Origin of the sequence: Muriventricola aceti (genome assembly GCF_025567565.1) — a bacterium.
Taxonomy (GTDB): domain Bacteria; phylum Bacillota; class Clostridia; order Oscillospirales; family Oscillospiraceae; genus Lawsonibacter; species Lawsonibacter aceti.
Genome location: NZ_JAOQKF010000008.1, coordinates 137,857 through 158,895, shown reverse-complemented (window position 1 = coordinate 158,895; position 21,039 = coordinate 137,857). Strand labels below are relative to the sequence as shown.

The window sequence follows — 21,039 nt, the reverse complement described above, 5'->3', positions numbered from 1 at the left end:
CGGGTCAGGGTGCTGCCGGGGGCGAACTCCCGGTCGGACACACCGGACATCAGGCCGTTGTCCAGAGCGTAGTCCACCGCCTCATGGTACCAGGCGTCCTCGTCCACATCCCGGAAGCCGGCGGCGGGACAGGTATCCTGGTGGTCGATCTCCACGAAGGAGGCCTCAATGGTCACCTTGGACCGGGGCATCTTGAAGGTATACCTGCCGTCGCCCTTGTCGGTCAGTTCGATCTCGTCCCCGTTCTTGTCGGTGACCGTCAGTTCGTCCAACTCATAGCCCTCGTCGGCCTTGACAGTGATGGTCACCGTCCGGCCGCTGGAGGCGCTCCTGGGGGACACGGTCACAGTGCCGTTTTCGATGTTCTTGTCCACGCTGATGGAGTAGCTGCTGGAACCGCCCCCGCCAGAGGATGGTGTTGAAACGCCGGTTTCGGTTGTCGCGGAAAGTCTTCCCGCATAGCCAGAGCCAGCAACGGGAGTTACCACTACACGAATATATTTACCTGCGTCCTCATTGGTCATCATATAGGCAGCTTCCGTCGCGCCGCTGATATCATAGAACATTCCGTCCGCAGTATCACCGGACTGCCATTGATAGGAAACAGATATGTTATCCGGGATTCCACTTGTTTCCGCAACAAGCGTTTGGCCAATCTCTGCCGTACCAGAGATAACCACATTTCCTGTCAAAGAGGGAAGGATCGTAACTGTTTTAGAGGGGACAGAATAAACGCTTCCATCCTCCGGATTGGTAAAATAATTACCAATTGTATTGATATATACATACATTCCCAAGTCGATGTAGTCCTCTAAGAATTCAGTCAGCGGCGCTCCGCCATCGTACTCGCCGTCTTTTAAGATTATGAGATCATCTGCTAACATGATTTCTTGAGGCTTTTCGTCATACTGTGGGTCGCCGCCGTAATAAATCTTTTGAAGCTGAATGGCCTGGCAATACATATATGTGACTTCTTCTGGACTATCCACGTCCCCAGCGTCATGAGTTGAGATGGATAGAGAGGACCCTGGTTCTAAAACCAATTCAGTCCTGACGGGGACTGGATCAGTCTCAAAATTGTCCATATTGATTCCGATCCCCGTAGCACAGGCAGGACCGATTTGCTCTCCGTCAGATTGGCCATCAGTTGTGGCCTCGATTGTGATGCTTCCCGAATTCGTTAATGTAGCATTATCCGTCAGATTGCTTAAATAAATGCCCCATGTATAGGCATCATAGGCTCTGCAGTGGATAGTCCCCGTGTTATTTAAAACCGATGAGGAGCTGTCCAGTTCAAGGCCAATCGCATATTCCGCGGTTAGGTTGTTTCCAGCGTTTTTCGCAGTCAACTCCATGGTTCCAGCATTGGTCATCTCCATTTGATCGCTCACAACAGAAACCGCACAGGCATGATTCGAGCCCTTATGCAGCTCCTCTGACACACCCTCGTAATTGCCACCGTAAGCCACTACATCCGACCTGATCAGACCATTGTTCTGCCATGGAACCGAGGTGCTGGTACCGCGCAGGCCATAGGCATCTCCATTTACTGTAGAAACAGTCAAGTCCAACTCTCCGCTGTTCTCCATCCCTCCGCTGTAGATCAGTATCCCATAAACGTCCGCACCACTCCAAGTGGTCAGGCTTTGATTCTGAATTTCAGCGGTGATTTTACCCGTATTTTTTAGAAACGCAGATTGCTCTTCATACTCGCCGCCTATAATACCGGCTATGGTATCACTATACCCGGCCTGGGATGGCACAGAGATTTCGATAAAAAGTGTGGCATTGTTGACCAGTCCTGTTCCGGTATAGATACCTGATATTTTTTCGGTACTGCCAGACTCCGCTGCCTGTGAAACGGAAATAGTCAGGGAAGAATCTTCTTCACTCTCAAGAAATTCGATCTCACCACTGTTTTGAATGGCAAAGAACTCAACATTCTCTTGGGTATTCTTTGCGGAAATACGATTTTCTCCAATCAGTGAAATGGTCAGCTTTTCTATGTCTGCCTGGATGGCAGAGATATCCTCTGCGCTAATCTCCGCACCATTCAGCGTCAATGTCGCAGAGGATGCCTCCCAGCGGATGTTATAGTCCTCTTGGGTAGCGCCCTCAGTTGTGACTGTCCCCATGTCCGTTTTAGCGTATTCTGTTTCTGGAGTCAGAGTCACATTTCCGACAGAAATACTCTCTCCATCTTCCTCTGTTGCCGACACCGTCATTGGCAGAAGACAGAGACAGAAGGACAAGACGGCTAGTAAACTTCTCTGCCATTTTTTCATGGGAATAGACCTCCTTTAAGTAACTATACTTTTATAATTTTTTAAGGAAGCCTAAATATCAAGAAATTTCTTGCTTATTTTGCATATTAATGATATATTTTTTATTGTAAAAAGTATGCTTTGTACAATTTGTAAAAGTATACCTTTCCAATATTCCTCCTTCTAGCCGGAGGGACCGATATCTTAAATTGAAAAGCAGCGGCTCCGCTTTTGCGGAGCCGCTGCTTTCATTAGGATACCTCAGAGTAGCTTTGGAGATTCCCTCATGGGGGCGATCTCCTTCCGGTAGACTCGGCGGAGGAACAACGCAGACATGGCCAAAGAGAACAGCTCCGCGATGGGGATGGACCACCATACCAGCGAAAGCTCCCCCGTCTGAGCCAGAAGGAATGCCATAGGGAGCAGGACCACCAGTTGCCGCACCACCGAAACGGCCAGAGAGAGCACACCGTGACCTAGAGCCTGGAATACGGAGGAGCAGACGATGGCGAAGCCGGCAAACAGGAAGCTGTAAGAGATGGTGCGCAAGGCGGGGACTCCGATGGTCAGCATATCTCCACCGCCCTCTCCTTCCGCCATGAACAACCCCAAAAACACATGGGGGATCATCTGAAACAGGAGCAGCCCCACCGCCATAATACCTACAGCATAGGTTATACTCAGCTTGATGGTCTTGATAATCCGGTCCGGCTTCCTGGCCCCGTAGTTGTAAGCCACGATCGGCACCATGCCGTTATTCAAGCCAAAGACAGGCATGAAGATAAAAGACTGGAGCTTGAAATAGACACCAAAGACCGCGGTGGCAGTAGCAGTGAAGGCGATCAGGATCTGGTTCATCCCAAACACCATTACCGAGCCGATGGACTGCATGGCAATCGAGGGGATACCCACGCTGTAGATCCCAGCCACGATGGCTTTGCGGGGCAAAAAATTCTTCCAGCTCAACTTGATGTCCGGGTTGTGCGTCAGGTTGAAGAACAGGGCCAGCAGGCCGCCGCAGATCTGTCCAACCACGGTGGCCACAGCAGCACCAGCTACCTCCATTCGGGGAAAGCCAAACAATCCAAAGATGAGAATGGGGTCCAGAATGATGTTGATAATCGCGCCGGTGGCCTGGGTAATCATGGTGTAGAAGGTACGGCCGGTAGCCTGGAGCAACCGCTCACAGGCGATGGACAAGAAGATTCCCACACTGACCCCGGACACGATGGTCAGATAGTCCGTGCCATACTCCACAATGCCGGGGATGTCAGTCTGTACGGTATAAAACAGCCGGGCGCAGGTCCAACCCAGTATGGTAAACACCAGACAACTGGCCGCGGCCAGGAACAGGCCGTTCATGGCCGTCTGGTTGGCCCGCTCAAAATCTTTCTGTCCCAGGCTGCGGGACAGAAGGGCATTGATACCTACTCCAGTACCCACGGCCACGGCGATCATCAGGTTTTGGACTGGAAAGGCCAGAGACACCGCATTCAAGGCGTCCTCGCTGAGCTGGGCCACAAATACGCTGTCCACCACATTATAAAACGCCTGGACCAGCATGGATATGATCATAGGCACCGCCATGTTCAGCAGCAGTTTATTTACCGGCATAACGCCCATCTTGTTCTCTGCGGGTCGCTCCACTTCCAGTTCCCCCTTTTTTCATATTTCGAGCAATACAGACAGTAATAGATTATAGTGGAAAGAAATTTTAATGTCAATGGCTTTCTTTCTGTGGTTTCCTTGGAGTAGAAATATCCTTCTACCCCTTGCGGGCCCGGCTCTCCTGTGGTAAAATAGTTTGCTAAATTATGAAATCACTATTTTTTAGAGGGAGTGGACTCCTTTGTCGAGATACGAATCTGAGATCAAACGCCGCCGCACCTTCGCCATCATCAGCCACCCGGACGCGGGCAAAACCACCTTGACGGAGAAATTCCTGCTCTACGGCGGGGCCATCGCCCAGGCCGGTCAGGTGAAGGGCAAGAAGAATACCCGGGCGGCCACCTCCGACTGGATGGAGATTGAGAAGCAGAGAGGGATCTCCGTCACCTCCTCGGTGATGCAGTTTCAGTACGAGGGCTACTGCATCAACATTCTGGACACCCCAGGCCACCAGGACTTCTCCGAGGACACCTACCGCACTCTCATGGCCGCCGATTCCGCCGTCATGGTCATCGACGGGGCCAAGGGCGTGGAAGCCCAGACCAGGAAGCTCTTCAAGGTGTGCGCCATGCGGGACATCCCCATTTTTACCTTTATCAACAAGATGGACCGAGAGGCACGGGACCCCTTTGAGCTGTGTGAGGAGCTGGAGCATGAGCTGGGATTGGACACCTATGCCATGAACTGGCCTATCGGCTGCGGCAAGGAGTTTAAGGGCGTTTACGACCGGAACAATGGCCGGGTGATCCATTTTACCTCTAATACCAACGCCCGGGCGGCGACCGCCACAGAGATCGAGCTGGAGGATCCGGCCCTGGCCGACCTGATCGGTCAGGCCAAACGGGACCAGCTGGTGGACGAGATCGAGCTGCTGGACGGGGCAAGCTGTGACTTTGATCTGGACCGGGTGCGCCACGGCAAGCTCTCCCCGGTGTTTTTCGGTTCCGCCCTGACCAACTTCGGTGTGGAACCCTTCCTAGAGGAGTTCCTCCGGTTGACCACCGCCCCCCTGCCCCGAAAGGCGGGAGATGAGGTGATCGACTCCTTCGACGAGGACTTCTCCGCCTTCGTCTTTAAGATCCAGGCCAATATGAATAAGGCTCACCGGGACCGGATCGCTTTTATGCGAATCGTGTCCGGTAAATTTGAGGCGGATAAGGAGGTCTACCACCTGCAGGGCGGAAAGAAGATCCGTCTGTCCCGGCCGCAGCAGCTGATGGCCGCCGAACGTGAGATCATCGAGGAGGCCTATGCCGGCGACATCATCGGTGTGTTCGATCCCGGTATCTTCTCCATTGGGGACACCCTGTGCGCCCCCGGCAAGAAATTCCGCTTTGATCCCATCCCCACCTTTGCCCCGGAGCACTTTCAGCGCATCCGCTCGGTGGATACCATGAAGCGAAAACAGTTTCTCAAGGGTGTGGAGCAGATTGCCCAAGAGGGCGCCATCCAGATCTTCAAGACTCCCTACACCGGCATGGAAGAGGTGATTGTTGGCGTGGTGGGCACTCTGCAATTCGATGTGCTGGAGTACCGCCTGCGCAGCGAGTACAACGTGGAGCTATATAAGGAGAGCCTGCCCTTCGAATACCTGCGCTGGATTGTCAAGGAGGACGAGGAGGCCCCCGCTCTCAGAGAGGAGGACCTGCTGCTCCCCAATGACGCCAAGCTGGTGGAGGACTACAAGGGCAACCAGCTGCTGCTGTTCGCCTCCCAGTGGTCTATTCAATGGGTACAGGACCGGAACAAGGGACTGGTCCTGGCTGAGTTCGGTGGGGCAAAGTTTTAATGTCTCCCTCCCCCTGTTCTCACAATACAGCGCCCCCTCGGATACACTAGACCGAGGGGGTGCTTTCTATGGAATGGGAAGATGAGGACACGCTATGCCGCCAGCTGGCGGACGCAGACGCCTCATTGTATTTTTTAATCCTGTTGATCTTGTCCGTCTGCCTGTCCTGGGCCGCCACAGCCATCCAACGGCAGGGGCTGTACCGTGTCCTGAAAGGCGAAATCCAGAAGCTCCCTGATGTCTTTTCCCTCCGTCTGGCTGCCAACGCACTGGTGGTAGGGGCGCTGACCTTCTTCTTTGGTCTTGCTCTAAAGGGCTGGGCGGAGGCAGACCGTTGTGATCCATCCGCTTGCCGGGCCGCCGAGACCGACCTGTGGGCCTCTCTCTTTGTTTTGGCCGCGGCCCTACTCCGGCTATCGGCCCTAGCGGACGGCCAAGGGCAAGCTCCGGCCCCAGATTAGGACCTGCCTGATTAAATTAAAAAACAGCGCCCCCTCCTGGGGGGCGCTGCTTTTTCAGTCTTTCGGGGTGGGCAGCAGCTTTTTTCGCCGGGTAAGGAAAATGGTCAGCGTGGTGGCAGAGGCTAGAATATCAGCCACCGGCTCGGCGATATAGACCCCCATTACGCTGTTGGTGATTCGGGGCAGAAGGATGGCAAGAGGCACCAAAAGGATCACCTTTCTCAACAGGGCAAGAAACAGGCTGGTCTTGGCCTGGCCCAGCGCCATGAAGGTAGTCTGACAGGCCATTTGGGCCCCAAAGGCCCAGATCCCGGCGAAGAAAACCGGCATGACCCTGTCCACCAGAGCGACCAGTTCCTGGTCGTCGTTGAAGATTTGGGCCAGTTGGCCGGGGAACAGGGATACGATTAGAAAGGCGGTGATGGTGACGGTCATCGTCACGGTCAGCAGCCGTTTGAACACCTGGCGGACCCGCTGGAAGTTTTTTGCCCCGAAGTTATAGCTCATGATGGGCTGGGTCCCCTGGGTGATTCCCTGGACGGGCATGACCACCATCTGCATCACGCTCTGCATAATCGTAAGCGTTCCCACATAAAGATCTCCGCCAAAGGTCTGAAGACTAGAATTGAGAACGACAGTGACCAGGCTTTCTGTGGACTGCATGATAAAGGGGGCCACGCCCAGCGCCGCAATCCTGGATACAATCTCCTTTTTCAAAGCCATATTGGCCAGCCGGATCCGAAGCCCGGACCGCTTAGTACACAAAAAGCCGACAACCCAGCAGGCACTGACAGCCTGGGAGAGAATTGTGGCCAAGGCCGCGCCGCGCACCCCCATTTGGAACCCAAAAATAAAAATCGGGTCCAGGACGATATTTAGCACAGCGCCAATCAGGACGGAGAGCATAGAGGTGAGGGCTTTCCCCTGGGCACTGATAAAGGTGTTCAGACCAAGGGCAAGCTGGACGAACACTGTGCCCAATAGATAGATGGATAAGTATTCCAGCGCGTAGCCCACTGTGTCCTCCGAGGCGCCAAAGGCCATCAGGAGAGGCCGCTTAAACAGGGAGAAAAATACCGTCAGCACCGCGGCGGTGCCCAGCAGAAGGGTGGTAGAATTTCCAAGGATCTGTTCAGCCCCCTTCCGGTCGCCGGCCCCCAGCCGAATGGAGGCCAGTGGGGCCCCGCCCATGCCGGAAAAGGCGGCGAAGGCGGACACCAGCATCAGAATGGGGAAAGAAACCCCAAGACCGGTCAAAGCGGTTTTACCCACCACAGGGATATGGCCGATATAGATTCGGTCCACGATGTTATACAGCATATTGATGAGCTGGGCGGCGACTGCCGGGACTGCCAGCCGAAGCATCAATCCACCGATAGGGGCAGCGGCCAGAGCTTCCTCGCCCCTGTAATTGCTAGACACGGGGACACTTCCTTTCTTGTTTCAAAGCACACATGATAAAGTTAAGAAAGCCGTAATAATTAGTATATCATGCCAGCCAAAAAAAGAAAAGAAACTTTCTGTGAACTTCGGCTTGGGATACCATAGAAAATCAGATCGTCTCACTTAATTTGGATAATTTCCGCATACTATTTTGGTTTCTCTCTCTTTTTTTTCTGCCGCCTGGGGTGTAAAATGGGGGAGAATTTGAATATCCGGCTAATAAGCAGCCGGACGGGCAGAAAAAGGAGGCCGTTTTATGAAAACCAAAAAGACCTTCAAGCCAGATGAGCTGCGCTATCTTCGGCTCCTGGCCAGACAGTATCCCACGGTGCAGGCAGCCAGTACCGAGATCATCAATCTTCAGGCTATTTTGAACCTTCCCAAAGGGACAGAGCACTTTATTTCTGATATCCACGGGGAGTATGAGGCGTTCAACCATATTCTCAATTCCTGCTCCGGTGTGGTGAAGGAAAAGCTGGATGAGCTGTTTGGCACCAGCCTGCCCCGGTCTGAGCGGGATGAGCTGTCCACCTTGATCTACTACCCGGAGGAGAAGCTGGCCCTCATTGCCAAGCAGACCTCTGATCTGAATGAGTGGTACCGCATCACCCTACATCGTCTCATCGAGGTATGCCGCTGGGTATCCTCCAAATATACCCGGTCCAAGGTCCGGAAAGCTCTGCCCAAGGACTACGCCTATATCATCGATGAGCTGCTCCATACCCATTATGACGAGGCGGACAAACGGGACTACTATGAAAATATCATCAACACCATCATCGACATCGACCAGGCCCCCAGCTTTATTGAGGCCGTGTGCGAGGTCATTAAGCGGATGGCGGTGGATCATCTCCATATTGTGGGCGATATCTTCGACCGGGGGCCACGGGCAGACGTGGTAATGGACGCCCTGTTGAACTACCACAGCGTGGACATCCAGTGGGGCAACCATGATATCCTTTGGATGGGGGCCGCCTCTGGCTCCCGGACTCTGGTGGCTACCGTGTTGGCTAACTCCATCCACTATAATAACTTGGATGTCATCGAAACTGGGTACGGCATCTCCCTGCGCCCCCTGTCCATCTTCGCTAACGAGGTATACAAGGACTGCGACACCCACCGCTTCGCTGTCAAGCTTACCGGCCCAGACGCCGACCAGTACAGCGAGAAGGACAAGCTGCTGTCCGCCCGGATGCACAAGGCCATCACCATTATCCTCTTCAAGTTGGAGGGACAGAAACTGGTCCGCTGTCCGGAATTTAATATGTCCGACCGTTTGCTGCTGGACAAAATCGACTATGACACCAAGTCTATTACCATTTCTGGCGTGACCTATCCTTTAGAGGACTGTGACTTCCCTACTGTGGACCCAGCCGATCCCTATGCCCTGACACCAGAGGAGAGCCAGGTCATTGACCAGCTCACCGCCTCCTTCCAACGCAGCGAGAAGCTGCAGCAGCACATCCGCTTCCTCTACTCCAAGGGCGGGCTGTACAAGGTGTTCAATGGCAATCTCCTGTTTCACGGCTGCATCCCCATGGCCGAGGATGGCTCCTTCCTGAAATTCACCATCGGCGGAAAAGAGCGCTCTGGCAGGGAGTTTTTGGACTACGCCGAGAAGACCGCCCGCAAGGCTTATTATGACAAGCCCGGTTCCCCGGAGCGGCAGTTCGGCATGGACTTCCTGTGGTGGCTCTGGGCGGGCCGGAACAGCCCCATCTTCGGCCGGGACCGAATGACCACCTTTGAGCGGCGGCTCATCAAGGATGAGGGCGCCTGGACCGAGCCCAAAAACTGCTACTACACCCTTTATAACGACCCGGAGGTGTGCGAGCGCATCCTGAAGGAGTTTGGCCTGGAGGGTCCCCATTGCCATATCATCAACGGCCATATCCCCGTCAAGGCCAAGAAGGGCGAGAGCCCCATCAAGGGCGGCGGCAGGCTCATCGTCATCGACGGCGGGTTCTGCAAGGCCTATCAGCCCACCAGCGGCATCGCTGGCTATACGCTGATCTACAATTCCCGGAATATCCGCATCGTGTCCCACCAGCCCTTTGAGGGCCGGCTGGAGGCCATTCGCTATAATCACGATATTGCCAACAACTCCCTCATTTTTGAGAGGATGGACGCCCGGGTTAAAATTGCCGAAACGGACATCGGTAAAAAGCTCCAGGCCCAGGCCAATGACCTTCGTCGGCTGCTGGAGGCCTACCGTGCCGGTGCGGTCACCGAGGACCACAAGGATTGACCCCTCTGTTTGAACTGGGACTGTCACGCTGTGACAGCCCCAGTTTTCTATTTTTTCACAAAGATGTAATAATACCGCCCCGGTGCCCTGAACCACGGACATCTCCTCACACCCCTCCTGAACCGCCTGGGACACCATGGCCTGGCCCTGCTCCATCCCATCCTGGGACAGGACAGGCTTCCGCCCTGTTTCCTCCTCCCCCACTCCTTCCCTACCGGCGTCCAGCCTTGACAAGCGTGGCCCCATAGCATACAATATTTTCAGCCATGCACATCTAGGCGCAGACACGGCTGGATGTGCATTCCCCCAAAATAGAGGGGCGGCGGGTCCTCCTAATTGGGCCGCGCCGGTATAGGGCCTGAATGGTCTTTTCTCTGCTCTTGATCCCGCGCCTCTTTGGTTGTAGCGCGGTATTTTTATGGCGCTCCCATCAATGCCCCAATAGGGCGGAAAGGAAGTCCCCCATGGGAAAATTTGACGGTCTGCTGCTGGTCAGTGATTTCGACGATACGCTCTATGACTCCCACCACCGGGTGCCGGAACGGAACCTGAAAGCCCTGGACTACTTCCGCAGACAGGGTGGCCGCTTCACCGTGGCCACTGGAAGAGCCCACAGGACCTTCGCCCCCCACGTCCATCTGGTCCCGATCGACGTCCCCGTGGTGCTGTCCAACGGCTCCGCCCTGTACGACTTTCACCAGGGCCGGATGCTAGTCCAGACGCTCCTGTCCCCTACCGCCCCCCAGGATTTTGGGGCGCTGATGGATGCCTTTCCCTCCCTGGGCATCGAAACTTATCACGACGAGGATATCTTTGTCTACAACCCCAATCCCATCATAGACGCCCATATGAAAAAGGTAGGCACAGACTATGAGGTCAGACCCGTCAGCCAGATGCCCGTCCCCTGGACCAAGGCCATCCTCCAGCAGGATCACCCACTTCTTCTCGAGGTCCAGCGGTGGCTGTTGGAGCGGTACGGCCACCTGTATGAGGCCATCTTCTCCAATCCCTACTACCTGGAAATCACCAAAAAGGGAAGCACCAAGGGTGGTATGGTGGACCATCTAGTGTCTCTGCTGGGCATCGACCCCGGAAAGGTGTACTGTGTGGGGGACAACCAGAACGACATTCCTATGCTGGCCCGTTCGGCCATCCCCTTCGCCCCCGCCAACTGTGCCCAAGAGGTCCGGGACTGGGGTGCGCGGGTCCTGTGCCACTGTGATGACGGGGTCATCGGCGATATCGTGGAGATACTGGACAAGCTCTATTAAAGATAAAAAGCGCGCGGAGCTAGGCCCCGCGCGCTTTTTCCTAATGTTCCTTCTGTAACAATAAGCCGGCCAGTTTCTCCCCTTCCGTCCGTGTCATGGGGTCCAGCGGGCGGAACGCTCCGCCCCGAAGCTCCATCAGATCAAGGGAAAGGGCCTGCATAACTCCTTCCTGGGCCCACAGGGCAATCTGATCTCCATCCGCAGGCTCAGTAAACTCCCCCTGTCCGGCCCGGCCGGACAGCTGGGCAGCCTTGACCGCCATCACAGCCGCCTCCTGACGGGTGATGGGTCGGGCGGCCTGGAATCCGCCCTCCCCAGTGCCAGCGGCCACACCGCTCTCAACGGCCCAGTAAATCGCTGGGAGATACCACTCGATGCCGAGAACATCCGCAATCTCCACGCTCTGTGCGTCCGGACTTCCAGCTGCCTGCCACAGCAGAGCCACGAACCGTCCGCGAGTCAGTGGAGCGCCAGGGTATTCCTTTTGCTCCAGCCGCTGGGGATTGGCCAGCAGCCACTCCACCGCGGTGTCGCGGCCCTCCAGCGTGTCCTCCATGGTCTGGGGTACCAGTACATCGGGTTCCAGCGATTCCACGCCCCGCCCGGCGTCAGCGTCTAGCAGTGTCCCCAGATCAATATACTTCCGGGAGCAGCCCACCTGTAGCCCGGAGTTGGGCAGGCGGAAGGAGCCCACTGACCCAAAGTGGTCCACGCTGCCGCTGGTCAGGTCGCCCACCAGCGCCGCTCCCATCTCCTGAAGCTCTACGGCATTGATGATAGCGGACGAAAAAGTGGTCTCCCCGATCAGACCTACCACCTCGGTTCCCCTGTCCATCTCCTGGCGGAGCACCTCCAGGAGAGGCCAGATGACCCCGTCGGAGCCGCCTCCATTATTGCGTAAATCGAGGAGGATGCGGCGATAATCCCCAGCCTCCAGCTCGGCCTGCACCTGACCGGAAAATCGCTCCATAGGTAGGTCCGGGTCCTCCATGCAGCTGTTATATTGGATATAATAGGCGCTGTCATTCAGTGGGAAGGCCAGATAATTCTGGTCCCGGCCAGCCGTCGCGGGCTGGGGCAAAGAAGCGCCCATCTGGACAAGATCTGTCCGGCCCAGCTCCTCCGCGGCCACAGGAGCGATCTCCAGGCTCTCCCCGCCGGTAATCGTCAAGATCAAAGGCTCCCCCTTCTCCACCAGGCCCAAATATTCGTAGAAGTCCGCCACATTACAGGTCTGCCGGTACTGCCGCCGCAGTTTTACCTGGTTGTCCGCGCTGAGGACCACCCCAAAGGCCTCCACGACCCGCTCCATAGTCCTGCCGTTAACCGCGGTGACCTGCCGCCCCAGCATATCCTTCCCTGCAGCGGGGGCTGTAGTCAGATACCACTTCCCATCCCTCCAAGTGAGGGCTATGGGATAATAGCGCATGGTCTGGGCCAGGCTGCCCAGAGCTATCGTAGTGTGGGAATCTCCCACCATAGCAACCAGGCTTTGCAGATCCAGCGCAAAGGTCTGGTCGCTGGCCGAAGCCAGCGACTTCTCTATCTCCCCCCTCCGAGCCAGGAACTCCTCTTCCGGCGTGTTGGCAAACAGGTCCGGATGGCCCCGTTTCAGTGTGTCATACAGGAAATCCAGGTCCTCCTGTCGCTGCTGGGCCACAGTGTCCTCCACCGGAGCGGCACAGACTGGGACTGCCAGGCACAAAGCCAGTGTCCCAGCTAAAATTCCTCTCCACAGGCGCATCACATCTCCTCCTAATCTCAATCAAGTTTTATGGTAGGTCTATCATAGCAGAACCGCTCCGCCTGTTCCATTGAAATAAAATTAAATTTAGGGGCGCCGCCCATTCTGGCATTTCAAGCCCCTGTATGATATAATAGAATAAATGCCAGCTCCGCCTTCCAGCGTGGCTGAGATCAGGGAGGAACACCATGTCCTGCAAAGAGGAATTTATCGACATTTTCAAGTCCACCATCACCCGGGAGGGGGCCGACAAGCTGCTGGATTTTCTGGAAAATAAAAGCGACTTCTTCACGGCCCCCGCCTCCGCCCGGTATCACGGGGCCTATGAGGGCGGCCTGTGTGAGCACAGCCTGAACGTATATCACTGTCTGGTGGACTATCTCCAGCGTGAGCGGGTCCAGGAGCTCTATGGCCTGGAGTACGGCGAGGAGTCGGTGGCTATTGTGGCCCTGCTCCACGACCTGTGCAAAGTGGGGTGCTATAAAAAGGGGTTCCGCAACGTGAAGAACGACGCCACCGGTCAATGGGAGAAAGTGCCCTCTTACACCTTTGACGACCCCCTGCCCTATGGTCACGGGGAGAAGAGCGTATACATCGCCAACGGCTACATCCGTCTGACCAGGGAGGAGGCTATGGCCATCCGCTGGCACATGGGCTTTTCCGGGCCCGAGGATAACCGCACCGTGGGCCAGGCCCTGCAGAAGTATCCCCTGGCCTTTGCCTTGGCGGTGGCCGACATGGAGGCCTCCTACTTTCTGGAGGGGGAGGACTGACACAAATAGGAACCCCCCCGGCATAGCCGGGGGTTCTTCATATGCGGGCAAAGCCCTATGTTACTAGCAGCGCCTGCTGACGCTTTGTACGGTCTGTCAGCTGCGAGGGGCTTGTTACTTGCTACCCTTAAAAGGGTCTACAAATTCTTTCATTGTAATTTAATCCTGTATTTTATCTTCGTCCAGCTGGTGTTTGATATACTTTGCTATCGCTTTTGCGTTTTTTCCGGCCGTGTCCACATAATATCCTCTGCACTAGAATTGTCGATTCCCATATTTGTACTTCAGATTTGCATGCCTTTCATAAATTATCAGAGTACTTTTTCCCTTAGGAATCCCACAAATCCAGACACACTAATTTTTGGCGGTATGCTTACCAACATATGGATGTAATCTGGGCATACTTCCGCTTCTATAATCTCAACTTGTTTCCACTCGCATAACCTTCTCAATATTTCCCCGATTTCTTGCTTCTTTTCCTGATAAAATAGCTTCCTACGATACTTGGGGGCAAACGCTATGTGATATTTACAGTTCCATCTTGTAGGTGATAAACTACTGCTGTCATTCATTTTGGATGACCTCCCTTTGCTTCTTTGGCGCAGTTGCCAGACCGCACTTCAAATATAGCAAAGGGAGTTTTTATTGCATGCTCTCCGCTAAAGCTTTTACGGAACTCCCCGGCATAGCCGGGGGTTTTCGGAATACAAAAAGGTCCGGAAATTTTGAATTTCCGAACCTTCGATATATTTTTCTTTGCTTTAACGTTTGCTGAACTGAGGCGCGCGACGGGCGGCTTTGAGGCCGTACTTCTTGCGCTCCTTCATTCTGGGGTCGCGGGTCAGGAACCCGGCGGCCTTCAGAGCAGGGCGGTACTCCTCGTTGACCAGCAGCAGAGCGCGGGCAATACCGTGACGGATAGCGCCGGCCTGGCCGGTGACGCCGCCGCCGGTAACGGTGGCCACGATGTCCACCTTACCCACAGTCTCCGTGGTGACCAGGGGCTGACGGACAATGAGCTTCAGGGTCTCCAGACCAAAGTAGTCGTCGATGTCACGGCCATTGATGGTGATGGCTCCGGTGCCGTTCTCGAACAGGTGCACGCGGGCCACGGAGGACTTCCGGCGGCCGGTGCCGTAGAAATAAGGCTTCTTGCTCTTATACATGATCTAAATCCTCCTCTTACTCAGCGTCCCAGACCTGGGGCTTCTGGGCAGCGTGCTCATGCTCGCCGCCGCGGTAAATGTGCAGGCGAGTCAGGGAGTCCTTGGCGATGATGTTCTTGGGCAGCATCCCGCGGATGGCCAGCTTCATGGCCAGCTCGGGCTTAGTCTGCATCAGGGTGCGGTACTTGACTTCCTTCAGGCCGCCCACCCAGCCGGAGTGGGAGCGGTAATACTTCTGGTCCAGCTTCTTGCCGGTCAGAACAGCCTTCTCAGCATTGATGACGATAACGAAATCGCCGCAGTCGGCGTTGGGGGTAAACTCGGGCTTGCGCTTACCGCGCAGCAGATCAGCGGCCAGAGCGGCTGTCTTGCCCAGAGGCTTGCCAGCAGCGTCCAGGACGTACCAGCTACGCACGATGTTCCCCTTGTTTGCCATAAAAGTGGACATAGGTGAAACCTCCATTTTCCTCTACTTATCTCAACCATTTTGGTCAATGATAAAAACATTTTGCCCAACTCTGTACAAGCGGAGCGTTTTGTATTATAGTACGGGAGTAAGCGGGTGTCAACTGATATTTCATGTTTTTTTAGCAAAAGATTAGATATCTTTTATTTTCTCTTATATTCTTCCGATATCTCTTGATATCTCATTTTTAATTTTTGTTTTTATTCAGTCAAAACTTCAGTTTTTGTAACAGTTTTACTCAAATGGAGGAGATCCCCCATGAACAAGATTCTATCCCTGACTCGCCGGTGTGTAGAGGACTATCATATGATACAGCCCGGCGACCGGGTAGCCGTCGGTGTATCCGGCGGAAAGGACTCCTTGGTCCTGTTGATGGCGCTGGCCAAGCTGCGTGAGTTTTACCCTATCCCCTTCACGGTAGAGGCTTTTACCTTGGATATGGGTCATTCCGATGGGAGGGACGGGATGGACTTCTCCCCCATCACCCGTCTGTGCGGGGAACTAGGTGTTCCCTACACCATACTGAGCAGTGAGATCCAGCACATCATTTTCGATATCCGCCGGGAGAAGAACCCTTGCTCCATGTGCGCGAAAATGCGCCGTGGGGCTCTTCACCAGGCCATTCTGGACCGGGGCATCACCAAAATAGCCCTGGGCCACCACTATGATGACGCCATTGAGACCTTTTTCATGTCTTTGATCTTTGAGGGACGGCTGTCATGTTTTCAGCCTGTCACCTTCTTAGATCGGACCGGCATCACCCAGATTCGCCCTCTCCTCTATTGTGGCGAAAATCTGATTCAGCACACGGCTCAGAGGCTGGGATTGCCCGTAGTCAAAAATCCCTGTCCAGCCAATGGGAACACCAAACGGCAGGAGATCAAGGAGCTCATCTACGAACTTCAGGGACGCTACCCTGGGCTGAAAGCCCGCGCCTTCGGCGCCATGCAGCGCCTTCCCTTGCCGGAGTGGGGACCAGTGGAGCACCGGAGGCGGCCTTTGCCGGAGGAGCTTGGCGAATAACAGGACGGTGTGCTACTACTAGATACAATATACTCAGTTATACCAGAGGTACCGTCGGGAGACATAAAAACGGCCGCCTGTGCAGAAATGCACAGGCGGCTTTCTGATTTCTCTCTATTCTTTCGCCAGCAAGTGTTCCAAGCTCTGGCGCACCTTTTCTAGGTCCGGGTCGCAGAGCAGCGGCAAGACAGATACCAGCGCCTCTCCCTCCAGTTCCCACCACCGGAACCGGAGGAGTAATTCAGTCAAACTCTCGTCAAAGCGCCGCTTCAGAAAGCGGGCCGGGTTCCCCCCATAGACAGTATAAGGCGGTACATCCTTCGCCACCACAGAGCAGGCAGCGATAATAGCCCCGTCGCCAATGCTCACCCCCGGCAGGATGACGCTATTCCGCCCTATCCAAACGTCATTTCCCACTACCGTGTCCCCTTTGAAGGGCAGTTTCTCCAGGTGGGGCGGGGTATTTTCTGCCCAAGCTCCCCCAAAGACATGGAAGGGATAGGTGCTGACGCTACTGATCCGGTGATTGGCCGAGCCCATAATAAACTGCACGCCGCTGGCAATGGCGCAAAATCTACCGATGATCAGCCTGTCCCCAAACTCCGGCCAGTTGAACAGGACATTATTTTTCTCAAAGGACGTGGGGTCCACAGGGTCGTCGTAGTAAGTATAATCCCCCACAGAGATGTTAGGGGCAGTAATCACATTTTTCAAAAAGCAGGTAGTCCCATACGCATTGGGGAACAACACATTGGGATCCGGGATTCGGTCCATTTCAAATCATTCCTCCTTTAAAGTCGATCTTTCACATCCTTTCTCCCTGTATATACAGTAGCTACCGCCCGCCTTTTCCGCATCTCTTTCATATTATCCACCTTATTTTCATTTTCTTAATTTTAACAGAGCCGGTACGGCCATCCTCGGGCTCTCATAGGCCGGGTCCGGGACGGCTCTCCAGGAAGCAGCCCTCCTCATGGGACCAAACGACCCCTACGGCCTGGAGGTAGGCGTAGATGATGACTGTCCCCACAAAAGTCATTCCCCGTTTTTTCAGATCCCTGGATACCCGGTCGGACAGCGGGGAGCTGGCCTTCCCCTGCTCACAGACCACCTGGCCCTCCGTCCAGTGCCACAGATAGCGGTCGAAGCTGCCCCACTCCCTCTGAATCTCTCGGAACACCCGGGCGTTCTGGACGGCGGCAGCGATCTTCCTCCCGTTGCGGATGATGCCTGGGTCACTTTTCAAGCGGGCCTGCTCCTCCGGTCCATAGGAGCACACTTTCTCCAGGTCGAAGCCGTCAAAGGCCCTGGAAAAAGCCTCCCACTTATTGAGGACACACTCCCAGGACAGTCCAGCCTGAAAATTCTCCAGGATCAGCATTTCAAAGAGCTTTTGGTCGTCGTGGACGGGGACCCCCCACTCCTTATCGTGGTATTGGAGGTACCGGGGGTTGTTGGGGTTAGCCCACGGGCACCTTGTCTTTCTATCTGGCCAGTCCATGCTCCCCCTCCTCACAGCGCCGTTCCCCGTGTAGGGGTGCTGAGTGTTGTCACATCAATCCCCTCCAAAGAGAGGAGATACCTTTTCTTTTCCAATCCTCCGGCATAGCCGGTCAAGCTGCTGTCGCTCCCCACCACCCGGTGGCAGGGAATGATGATGGAGATGGGATTATGCCCCACCGCGCCGCCCACTGCCTGGGCCGACATGGAGGCTCTGCCCAGGCGAGCCGCCATCTCTTTCGCCAGGTGACCATAGGTCGTCAGCTCTCCATATGGAATCTGGCACAGCAGCTCCCACACCGCCTGGCGGAACTCTCCGCCCCGCGGCGCCAAGGGGAGCTCCGACGGGTCAGGCCTCTCCCTTGCAAAGTACCGCTCCAGCCATGTTCGGGTCATAGCAAAGACGGGCAGGTCATCCCTTTGGACCAGTTCCTCCCGGATGGCGCCGCCAAAATATTTCTGGCCCTCCATCCACAGGCCTGTCAGACTAGTCCCATCGCTGGCCAGCATAAGAGGGCCGACGGGTGAATCATAGCCGGTCCGGTAGTACATCGTTTTTCCTCCTCTACTCCATGTTTCAAACCGCCCAGGTACGCTCCCGCCTGAAATTGGCTTCTGGCGGTGGGGGAAGGGACAAGGCGGTTAAATTCTTTCATAGAATTATTATACCATATTTCTCTAAAAATCGCCCCGTTTTTTTATCCACTGGACCGGCCTTTTGGGCCACTCCACAGGGAAAATCCAAGCCTCCCCGTCGGATTTCTGCCTGTCACCCCTTGCATCCCCGGATTAAAACAGATATAATATTTGGGCTGATTCATAAAAATACCATTTGGAAAGAGGGATCGCCTTGAAATTGGGCATCGTGGGGCTTCCAAACGTTGGAAAGAGCACCCTGTTCAACGCCATCACCAACGCTGGCGCCGAGAGCGCCAACTACCCCTTCTGCACCATCGACCCCAACGTGGGCATGGTGGCTGTCCCTGACTACCGGCTGGATAAGCTGTCCGAGATGTACCACCCCAAGAAGACCACACCAGCGGTCATCGAATTTGTGGACATCGCCGGTCTGGTGAAGGGAGCCAGCAAGGGAGAGGGCCTGGGCAACAAATTCCTGGGCAACATCCGCATGACCGACGCCATTGTCCATGTAGTCCGGTGCTTTGATGACGACAACGTCATCCATGTGGAGGGATCCACTGATCCCGTCCGGGACATGGACACCATCGACCTGGAACTGGTAATGGCTGATTTGGAGATGGTAGAGCGGCGCATTGACAAGGCCAAAAAGATGGCCAAGGGGGACAAGAAGTTCCTTCAGGAAGCGGCCGACTTTGAGGGCCTGCGGGACTGGCTCAACGACGGCAAATCCGCCCGCTCCTATGAAGCGGTGGATATCGCCGCCGAATATCCCGACTGTGAGTTGCTGTCCTTAAAGCCCGTCATCTACGCCGCCAATTTGGACGAGGAGGGATTCTCAGATCCTCACTCCGTCCCCTACTACCAGCAGGTGGAGGAGCGGGCCGCCGCTCAGGGGGCCCAGGTCATCCCCGTGTGCGCCAAGCTGGAGGCGGAGATCGCCCAGCTGGACGGCGAGGAGAAGAAGATGTTTCTGGACGACCTGGGGGTAGCCGAGTCCGGCCTGGACCGGCTGGTGAAGGCCAGCTACACCCTGCTGGGCCTGATCTCCTACTTGACCTCCGGCGAGGACGAGTGCCGGGCCTGGACCATCGTGAAGGGGACCAAGGCCCCCCAGGCCGCTGGCAAGATACACTCCGATTTTGAACGGGGTTTCATCCGGGCTGAAGTGGTCTCTTACGAAGACCTGATGGCCTGTGGCACCATGGCCGCCGCCAGGGAGAAGGGCCTGATCCGCTCTGAGGGCAAGGAGTATGTCGTCCAGGACGGCGATATCATCCTCTTCCGATTTAATGTATAGGACCTGTCCGCCTAGCCAGGAGCACCCCGCGCCCCACCGACACGCCGCGTTGAAGGCGGGGGCCGCCGTCCTGTCTGGGCTCTATATCTGAATATTGATCGCTGAGAGGTAGCTGCTACATGAATATTATGGTCGATCTGTTCGTCACCTTCGCCAAGGTGGGGGTATGCACCTTTGGCGGCGGCTATGCCATGCTTCCCATCCTTCAGCGGGAGGTGGTGGAGAAAAAGGGCTGGGCCACCGAGGAGGAGCTCACCGACTACTTCGCCGTGGGACAGTGCACCCCCGGTATTATCGCGGTAAATACCGCCACTTTCATCGGATACAAGTACAGGGGAATCCCTGGCGGTGTGCTGGCCACCCTGGGCCTGGTCTTTCCCTCCCTTGTCATCATCACCTTGATCGCCGCCTTCCTGTCCAACTTTGCGGATATCCCTGTGGTCCAGCATGCGTTGGCGGGCATCAACGCCGCTGTGGTGGCCCTGATTGCCGCCAGTGTGGTCAAGCTGGGCAAGTCCAACTTGAAGGACGCCCTGTCTGTATGTATTTTCCTGGCTGTCCTGCTGCTGGCCTTCTTTGTGGACCTGTCCCCCGTCATTCTTATTGTGTGCTCCGGCGTGGTTGGCTATGTGGCCCGTATGATAGCCGGTATGAAGAAGGGAGGGGCTGACCAATGATCTTACTGCGCCTGTTTTTTGAATTTGCCAAGGTGGGCCTCTTTGCCGTGGGCGGTGGACTGGCCACCATCCCCTTCCTCCAGGACATGGGGACCCGCACTGGCTGGTTCACCGACGTGGAGCTGACCACCATGATCGCCGTGTCCGAGTCCACCCCCGGTCCCATGGGCGTCAACATGGCCACCTATGTGGGCTTTGAGATCTTCGGTCTACCCGGCGCTGTGGTTGCCACTCTGGGGCTCATCTTCCCCTCCATCGTAGTTATCATCATCATCGCCGGCTTCCTCCAGAAATTCCGCCAGTCCAAGGCGGTGGACGCCGTCTTTTACGGCCTGCGCCCCGCCTCTACCGGGCTGATTGCCTCCGCTGGGTTGAGCGTGGCTGTTTCGGTATTCCTGCTGGTGGGCGGCACCGCGGAGCACACCTTTGCCCTCCACTGGCCCTCTATCGCCCTGGCCGTAGCTATCTTCCTGTGTATGCAGACCAAGAAGCTGAAGAAGCTCCATCCCATTGTCTTTATCGCCGCTGCCGCCGTGATCGGCGCTATATTCCAGTTTTAAAGCGGACAGCGCCCGCCCCACGGAGGGGCAGGCGCTCTCTTTTCACG

Annotated in this window: 18 protein-coding genes and 1 pseudogene; 9 read left to right on the top strand and 10 right to left on the bottom strand. The window is 55.5% G+C overall.

Annotated elements, in window-relative coordinates; translation table 11 throughout:
• Nucleotides 1-2,285, bottom strand: a 2,285-nt coding sequence (locus OCV64_RS10495; protein WP_262669952.1) for an InlB B-repeat-containing protein, incomplete at its 3' end; no start/stop codon positions are given.
• Between the two features lie 240 nt (nucleotides 2,286-2,525).
• Nucleotides 2,526-3,887: an MATE family efflux transporter gene (locus tag OCV64_RS10490; protein ID WP_262669953.1), complete on the bottom strand. Its 1,362-nt coding sequence runs from the start codon at nucleotides 3,885-3,887 to the stop codon at nucleotides 2,526-2,528.
• Between the two features lie 226 nt (nucleotides 3,888-4,113).
• On the opposite strand from OCV64_RS10490, the gene OCV64_RS10485 reads away from it, so the two are divergent.
• Together OCV64_RS10485 and OCV64_RS10480 are read left to right on the top strand one after the other, a co-directional pair.
• The gene (locus tag OCV64_RS10485; protein ID WP_147573348.1) at nucleotides 4,114-5,721 is read left to right on the top strand and encodes a peptide chain release factor 3; all 1,608 of its coding nucleotides are present in this window, start codon (nucleotides 4,114-4,116) and stop codon (nucleotides 5,719-5,721) included.
• A gap of 68 nt (nucleotides 5,722-5,789) precedes the next feature.
• Entirely contained in the window at nucleotides 5,790-6,182 is a 393-nt protein-coding gene (locus OCV64_RS10480) for a hypothetical protein (protein WP_262669951.1), read from the top strand.
• A gap of 54 nt (nucleotides 6,183-6,236) precedes the next feature.
• On the opposite strand, the gene OCV64_RS10475 is transcribed toward OCV64_RS10480, so the two are convergent.
• Nucleotides 6,237-7,547, bottom strand: a complete 1,311-nt coding sequence (locus tag OCV64_RS10475) for an MATE family efflux transporter (protein WP_240288928.1) — start codon at nucleotides 7,545-7,547, stop codon at nucleotides 6,237-6,239.
• A 334-nt stretch (nucleotides 7,548-7,881) separates the two neighbouring features.
• On the opposite strand from OCV64_RS10475, the gene OCV64_RS10470 reads away from it, so the two are divergent.
• Together OCV64_RS10470 and OCV64_RS10465 are read left to right on the top strand one after the other, a co-directional pair.
• A complete protein-coding gene (locus tag OCV64_RS10470) occupies nucleotides 7,882-9,873 on the top strand; it encodes a fructose-1,6-bisphosphatase (RefSeq protein ID WP_147573346.1) in 1,992 nt (663 codons plus the stop codon).
• Between the two features lie 464 nt (nucleotides 9,874-10,337).
• Nucleotides 10,338-11,144, top strand: coding sequence for an HAD family hydrolase (locus OCV64_RS10465; RefSeq protein WP_262669950.1), 807 nt, complete (start codon nucleotides 10,338-10,340; stop codon nucleotides 11,142-11,144).
• 40 nt (nucleotides 11,145-11,184) lie between these two features.
• Here the strand turns inward: OCV64_RS10465 and OCV64_RS10460 are convergent, their stop codons facing one another.
• On the bottom strand, nucleotides 11,185-12,888 hold the full coding sequence (locus OCV64_RS10460) for an S-layer homology domain-containing protein (RefSeq protein ID WP_262669949.1): 1,704 nt from the start codon (nucleotides 12,886-12,888) through the stop codon (nucleotides 11,185-11,187).
• A 188-nt stretch (nucleotides 12,889-13,076) separates the two neighbouring features.
• Between OCV64_RS10460 and OCV64_RS10455 the strand changes: the two genes are divergently transcribed.
• Nucleotides 13,077-13,661, top strand: coding sequence for a hydrolase (locus OCV64_RS10455; protein ID WP_147573345.1), 585 nt, complete (start codon nucleotides 13,077-13,079; stop codon nucleotides 13,659-13,661).
• Between the two features lie 159 nt (nucleotides 13,662-13,820).
• Here the strand turns inward: OCV64_RS10455 and tnpA are convergent.
• The 3 genes and pseudogenes from tnpA to rplM all read right to left on the bottom strand — a co-directional run bounded on the left by tnpA (nucleotide 13,821) and on the right by rplM (nucleotide 15,275).
• A pseudogene (gene tnpA / locus OCV64_RS10450) lies at nucleotides 13,821-14,233 on the bottom strand (IS200/IS605 family transposase).
• Nucleotides 14,234-14,422: 189 nt separating this feature from the next.
• Nucleotides 14,423-14,827: a 30S ribosomal protein S9 gene (gene rpsI, locus OCV64_RS10445; protein ID WP_147571081.1), complete on the bottom strand. Its 405-nt coding sequence runs from the start codon at nucleotides 14,825-14,827 to the stop codon at nucleotides 14,423-14,425.
• Nucleotides 14,828-14,843: 16 nt separating this feature from the next.
• The gene (gene rplM, locus OCV64_RS10440) at nucleotides 14,844-15,275 is read right to left on the bottom strand and encodes a 50S ribosomal protein L13 (protein ID WP_147571082.1); all 432 of its coding nucleotides are present in this window, start codon (nucleotides 15,273-15,275) and stop codon (nucleotides 14,844-14,846) included.
• Between the two features lie 276 nt (nucleotides 15,276-15,551).
• Between rplM and OCV64_RS10435 the strand changes: the two genes are divergently transcribed.
• Nucleotides 15,552-16,316, top strand: coding sequence for a tRNA 2-thiocytidine biosynthesis TtcA family protein (locus tag OCV64_RS10435; RefSeq protein ID WP_262669948.1), 765 nt, complete (start codon nucleotides 15,552-15,554; stop codon nucleotides 16,314-16,316).
• 114 nt (nucleotides 16,317-16,430) lie between these two features.
• On the opposite strand, the gene OCV64_RS10430 is transcribed toward OCV64_RS10435, so the two are convergent.
• The 3 genes from OCV64_RS10430 to OCV64_RS10420 all read right to left on the bottom strand — a co-directional run bounded on the left by OCV64_RS10430 (nucleotide 16,431) and on the right by OCV64_RS10420 (nucleotide 18,368).
• Nucleotides 16,431-17,090, bottom strand: a complete 660-nt coding sequence (locus tag OCV64_RS10430; protein WP_262669947.1) for a CatB-related O-acetyltransferase — start codon at nucleotides 17,088-17,090, stop codon at nucleotides 16,431-16,433.
• A 154-nt stretch (nucleotides 17,091-17,244) separates the two neighbouring features.
• Nucleotides 17,245-17,817: a DNA-3-methyladenine glycosylase I gene (locus tag OCV64_RS10425; RefSeq protein WP_262669946.1), complete on the bottom strand. Its 573-nt coding sequence runs from the start codon at nucleotides 17,815-17,817 to the stop codon at nucleotides 17,245-17,247.
• Between the two features lie 11 nt (nucleotides 17,818-17,828).
• Entirely contained in the window at nucleotides 17,829-18,368 is a 540-nt protein-coding gene (locus OCV64_RS10420; RefSeq protein ID WP_240286671.1) for a methylated-DNA--[protein]-cysteine S-methyltransferase, read from the bottom strand.
• A gap of 298 nt (nucleotides 18,369-18,666) precedes the next feature.
• Between OCV64_RS10420 and ychF the strand changes: the two genes are divergently transcribed.
• The 3 genes from ychF to OCV64_RS10405 all read left to right on the top strand — a co-directional run bounded on the left by ychF (nucleotide 18,667) and on the right by OCV64_RS10405 (nucleotide 20,992).
• A complete protein-coding gene (gene ychF / locus OCV64_RS10415) occupies nucleotides 18,667-19,755 on the top strand; it encodes a redox-regulated ATPase YchF (protein ID WP_186853148.1) in 1,089 nt (362 codons plus the stop codon).
• Nucleotides 19,756-19,874: 119 nt separating this feature from the next.
• Complete coding sequence (locus tag OCV64_RS10410; protein WP_147571088.1) at nucleotides 19,875-20,432, top strand: chromate transporter; 558 nt, start codon at nucleotides 19,875-19,877, stop codon at nucleotides 20,430-20,432.
• Complete coding sequence (locus OCV64_RS10405; RefSeq protein WP_240286666.1) at nucleotides 20,429-20,992, top strand: chromate transporter; 564 nt, start codon at nucleotides 20,429-20,431, stop codon at nucleotides 20,990-20,992. The genes OCV64_RS10410 and OCV64_RS10405 overlap by 4 nt, the downstream gene beginning before the upstream one ends.
• Nucleotides 20,993-21,039 lie beyond the last annotated feature (47 nt).

Coding starts and splice junctions, on each gene's coding strand:
- OCV64_RS10435 (WP_262669948.1), top strand. CDS start 15,552: ATGAACAAGATTCTATCCCTGACTCGCCGGTGTGTAGAGGACTATCAT.
- OCV64_RS10480 (WP_262669951.1), top strand. CDS start 5,790: ATGGAATGGGAAGATGAGGACACGCTATGCCGCCAGCTGGCGGACGCA.
- rpsI (WP_147571081.1), bottom strand. CDS start 14,827: ATGTATAAGAGCAAGAAGCCTTATTTCTACGGCACCGGCCGCCGGAAG.
- rplM (WP_147571082.1), bottom strand. CDS start 15,275: ATGTCCACTTTTATGGCAAACAAGGGGAACATCGTGCGTAGCTGGTAC.
- OCV64_RS10410 (WP_147571088.1), top strand. CDS start 19,875: ATGAATATTATGGTCGATCTGTTCGTCACCTTCGCCAAGGTGGGGGTA.
- OCV64_RS10405 (WP_240286666.1), top strand. CDS start 20,429: ATGATCTTACTGCGCCTGTTTTTTGAATTTGCCAAGGTGGGCCTCTTT.
- OCV64_RS10420 (WP_240286671.1), bottom strand. CDS start 18,368: ATGTACTACCGGACCGGCTATGATTCACCCGTCGGCCCTCTTATGCTG.
- OCV64_RS10490 (WP_262669953.1), bottom strand. CDS start 3,887: ATGGGCGTTATGCCGGTAAATAAACTGCTGCTGAACATGGCGGTGCCT.
- OCV64_RS10430 (WP_262669947.1), bottom strand. CDS start 17,090: ATGGACCGAATCCCGGATCCCAATGTGTTGTTCCCCAATGCGTATGGG.
- OCV64_RS10460 (WP_262669949.1), bottom strand. CDS start 12,888: ATGCGCCTGTGGAGAGGAATTTTAGCTGGGACACTGGCTTTGTGCCTG.
- OCV64_RS10465 (WP_262669950.1), top strand. CDS start 10,338: ATGGGAAAATTTGACGGTCTGCTGCTGGTCAGTGATTTCGACGATACG.
- OCV64_RS10475 (WP_240288928.1), bottom strand. CDS start 7,547: ATGCTTCGGCTGGCAGTCCCGGCAGTCGCCGCCCAGCTCATCAATATG.
- OCV64_RS10425 (WP_262669946.1), bottom strand. CDS start 17,817: ATGGACTGGCCAGATAGAAAGACAAGGTGCCCGTGGGCTAACCCCAAC.
- OCV64_RS10470 (WP_147573346.1), top strand. CDS start 7,882: ATGAAAACCAAAAAGACCTTCAAGCCAGATGAGCTGCGCTATCTTCGG.
- OCV64_RS10455 (WP_147573345.1), top strand. CDS start 13,077: ATGTCCTGCAAAGAGGAATTTATCGACATTTTCAAGTCCACCATCACC.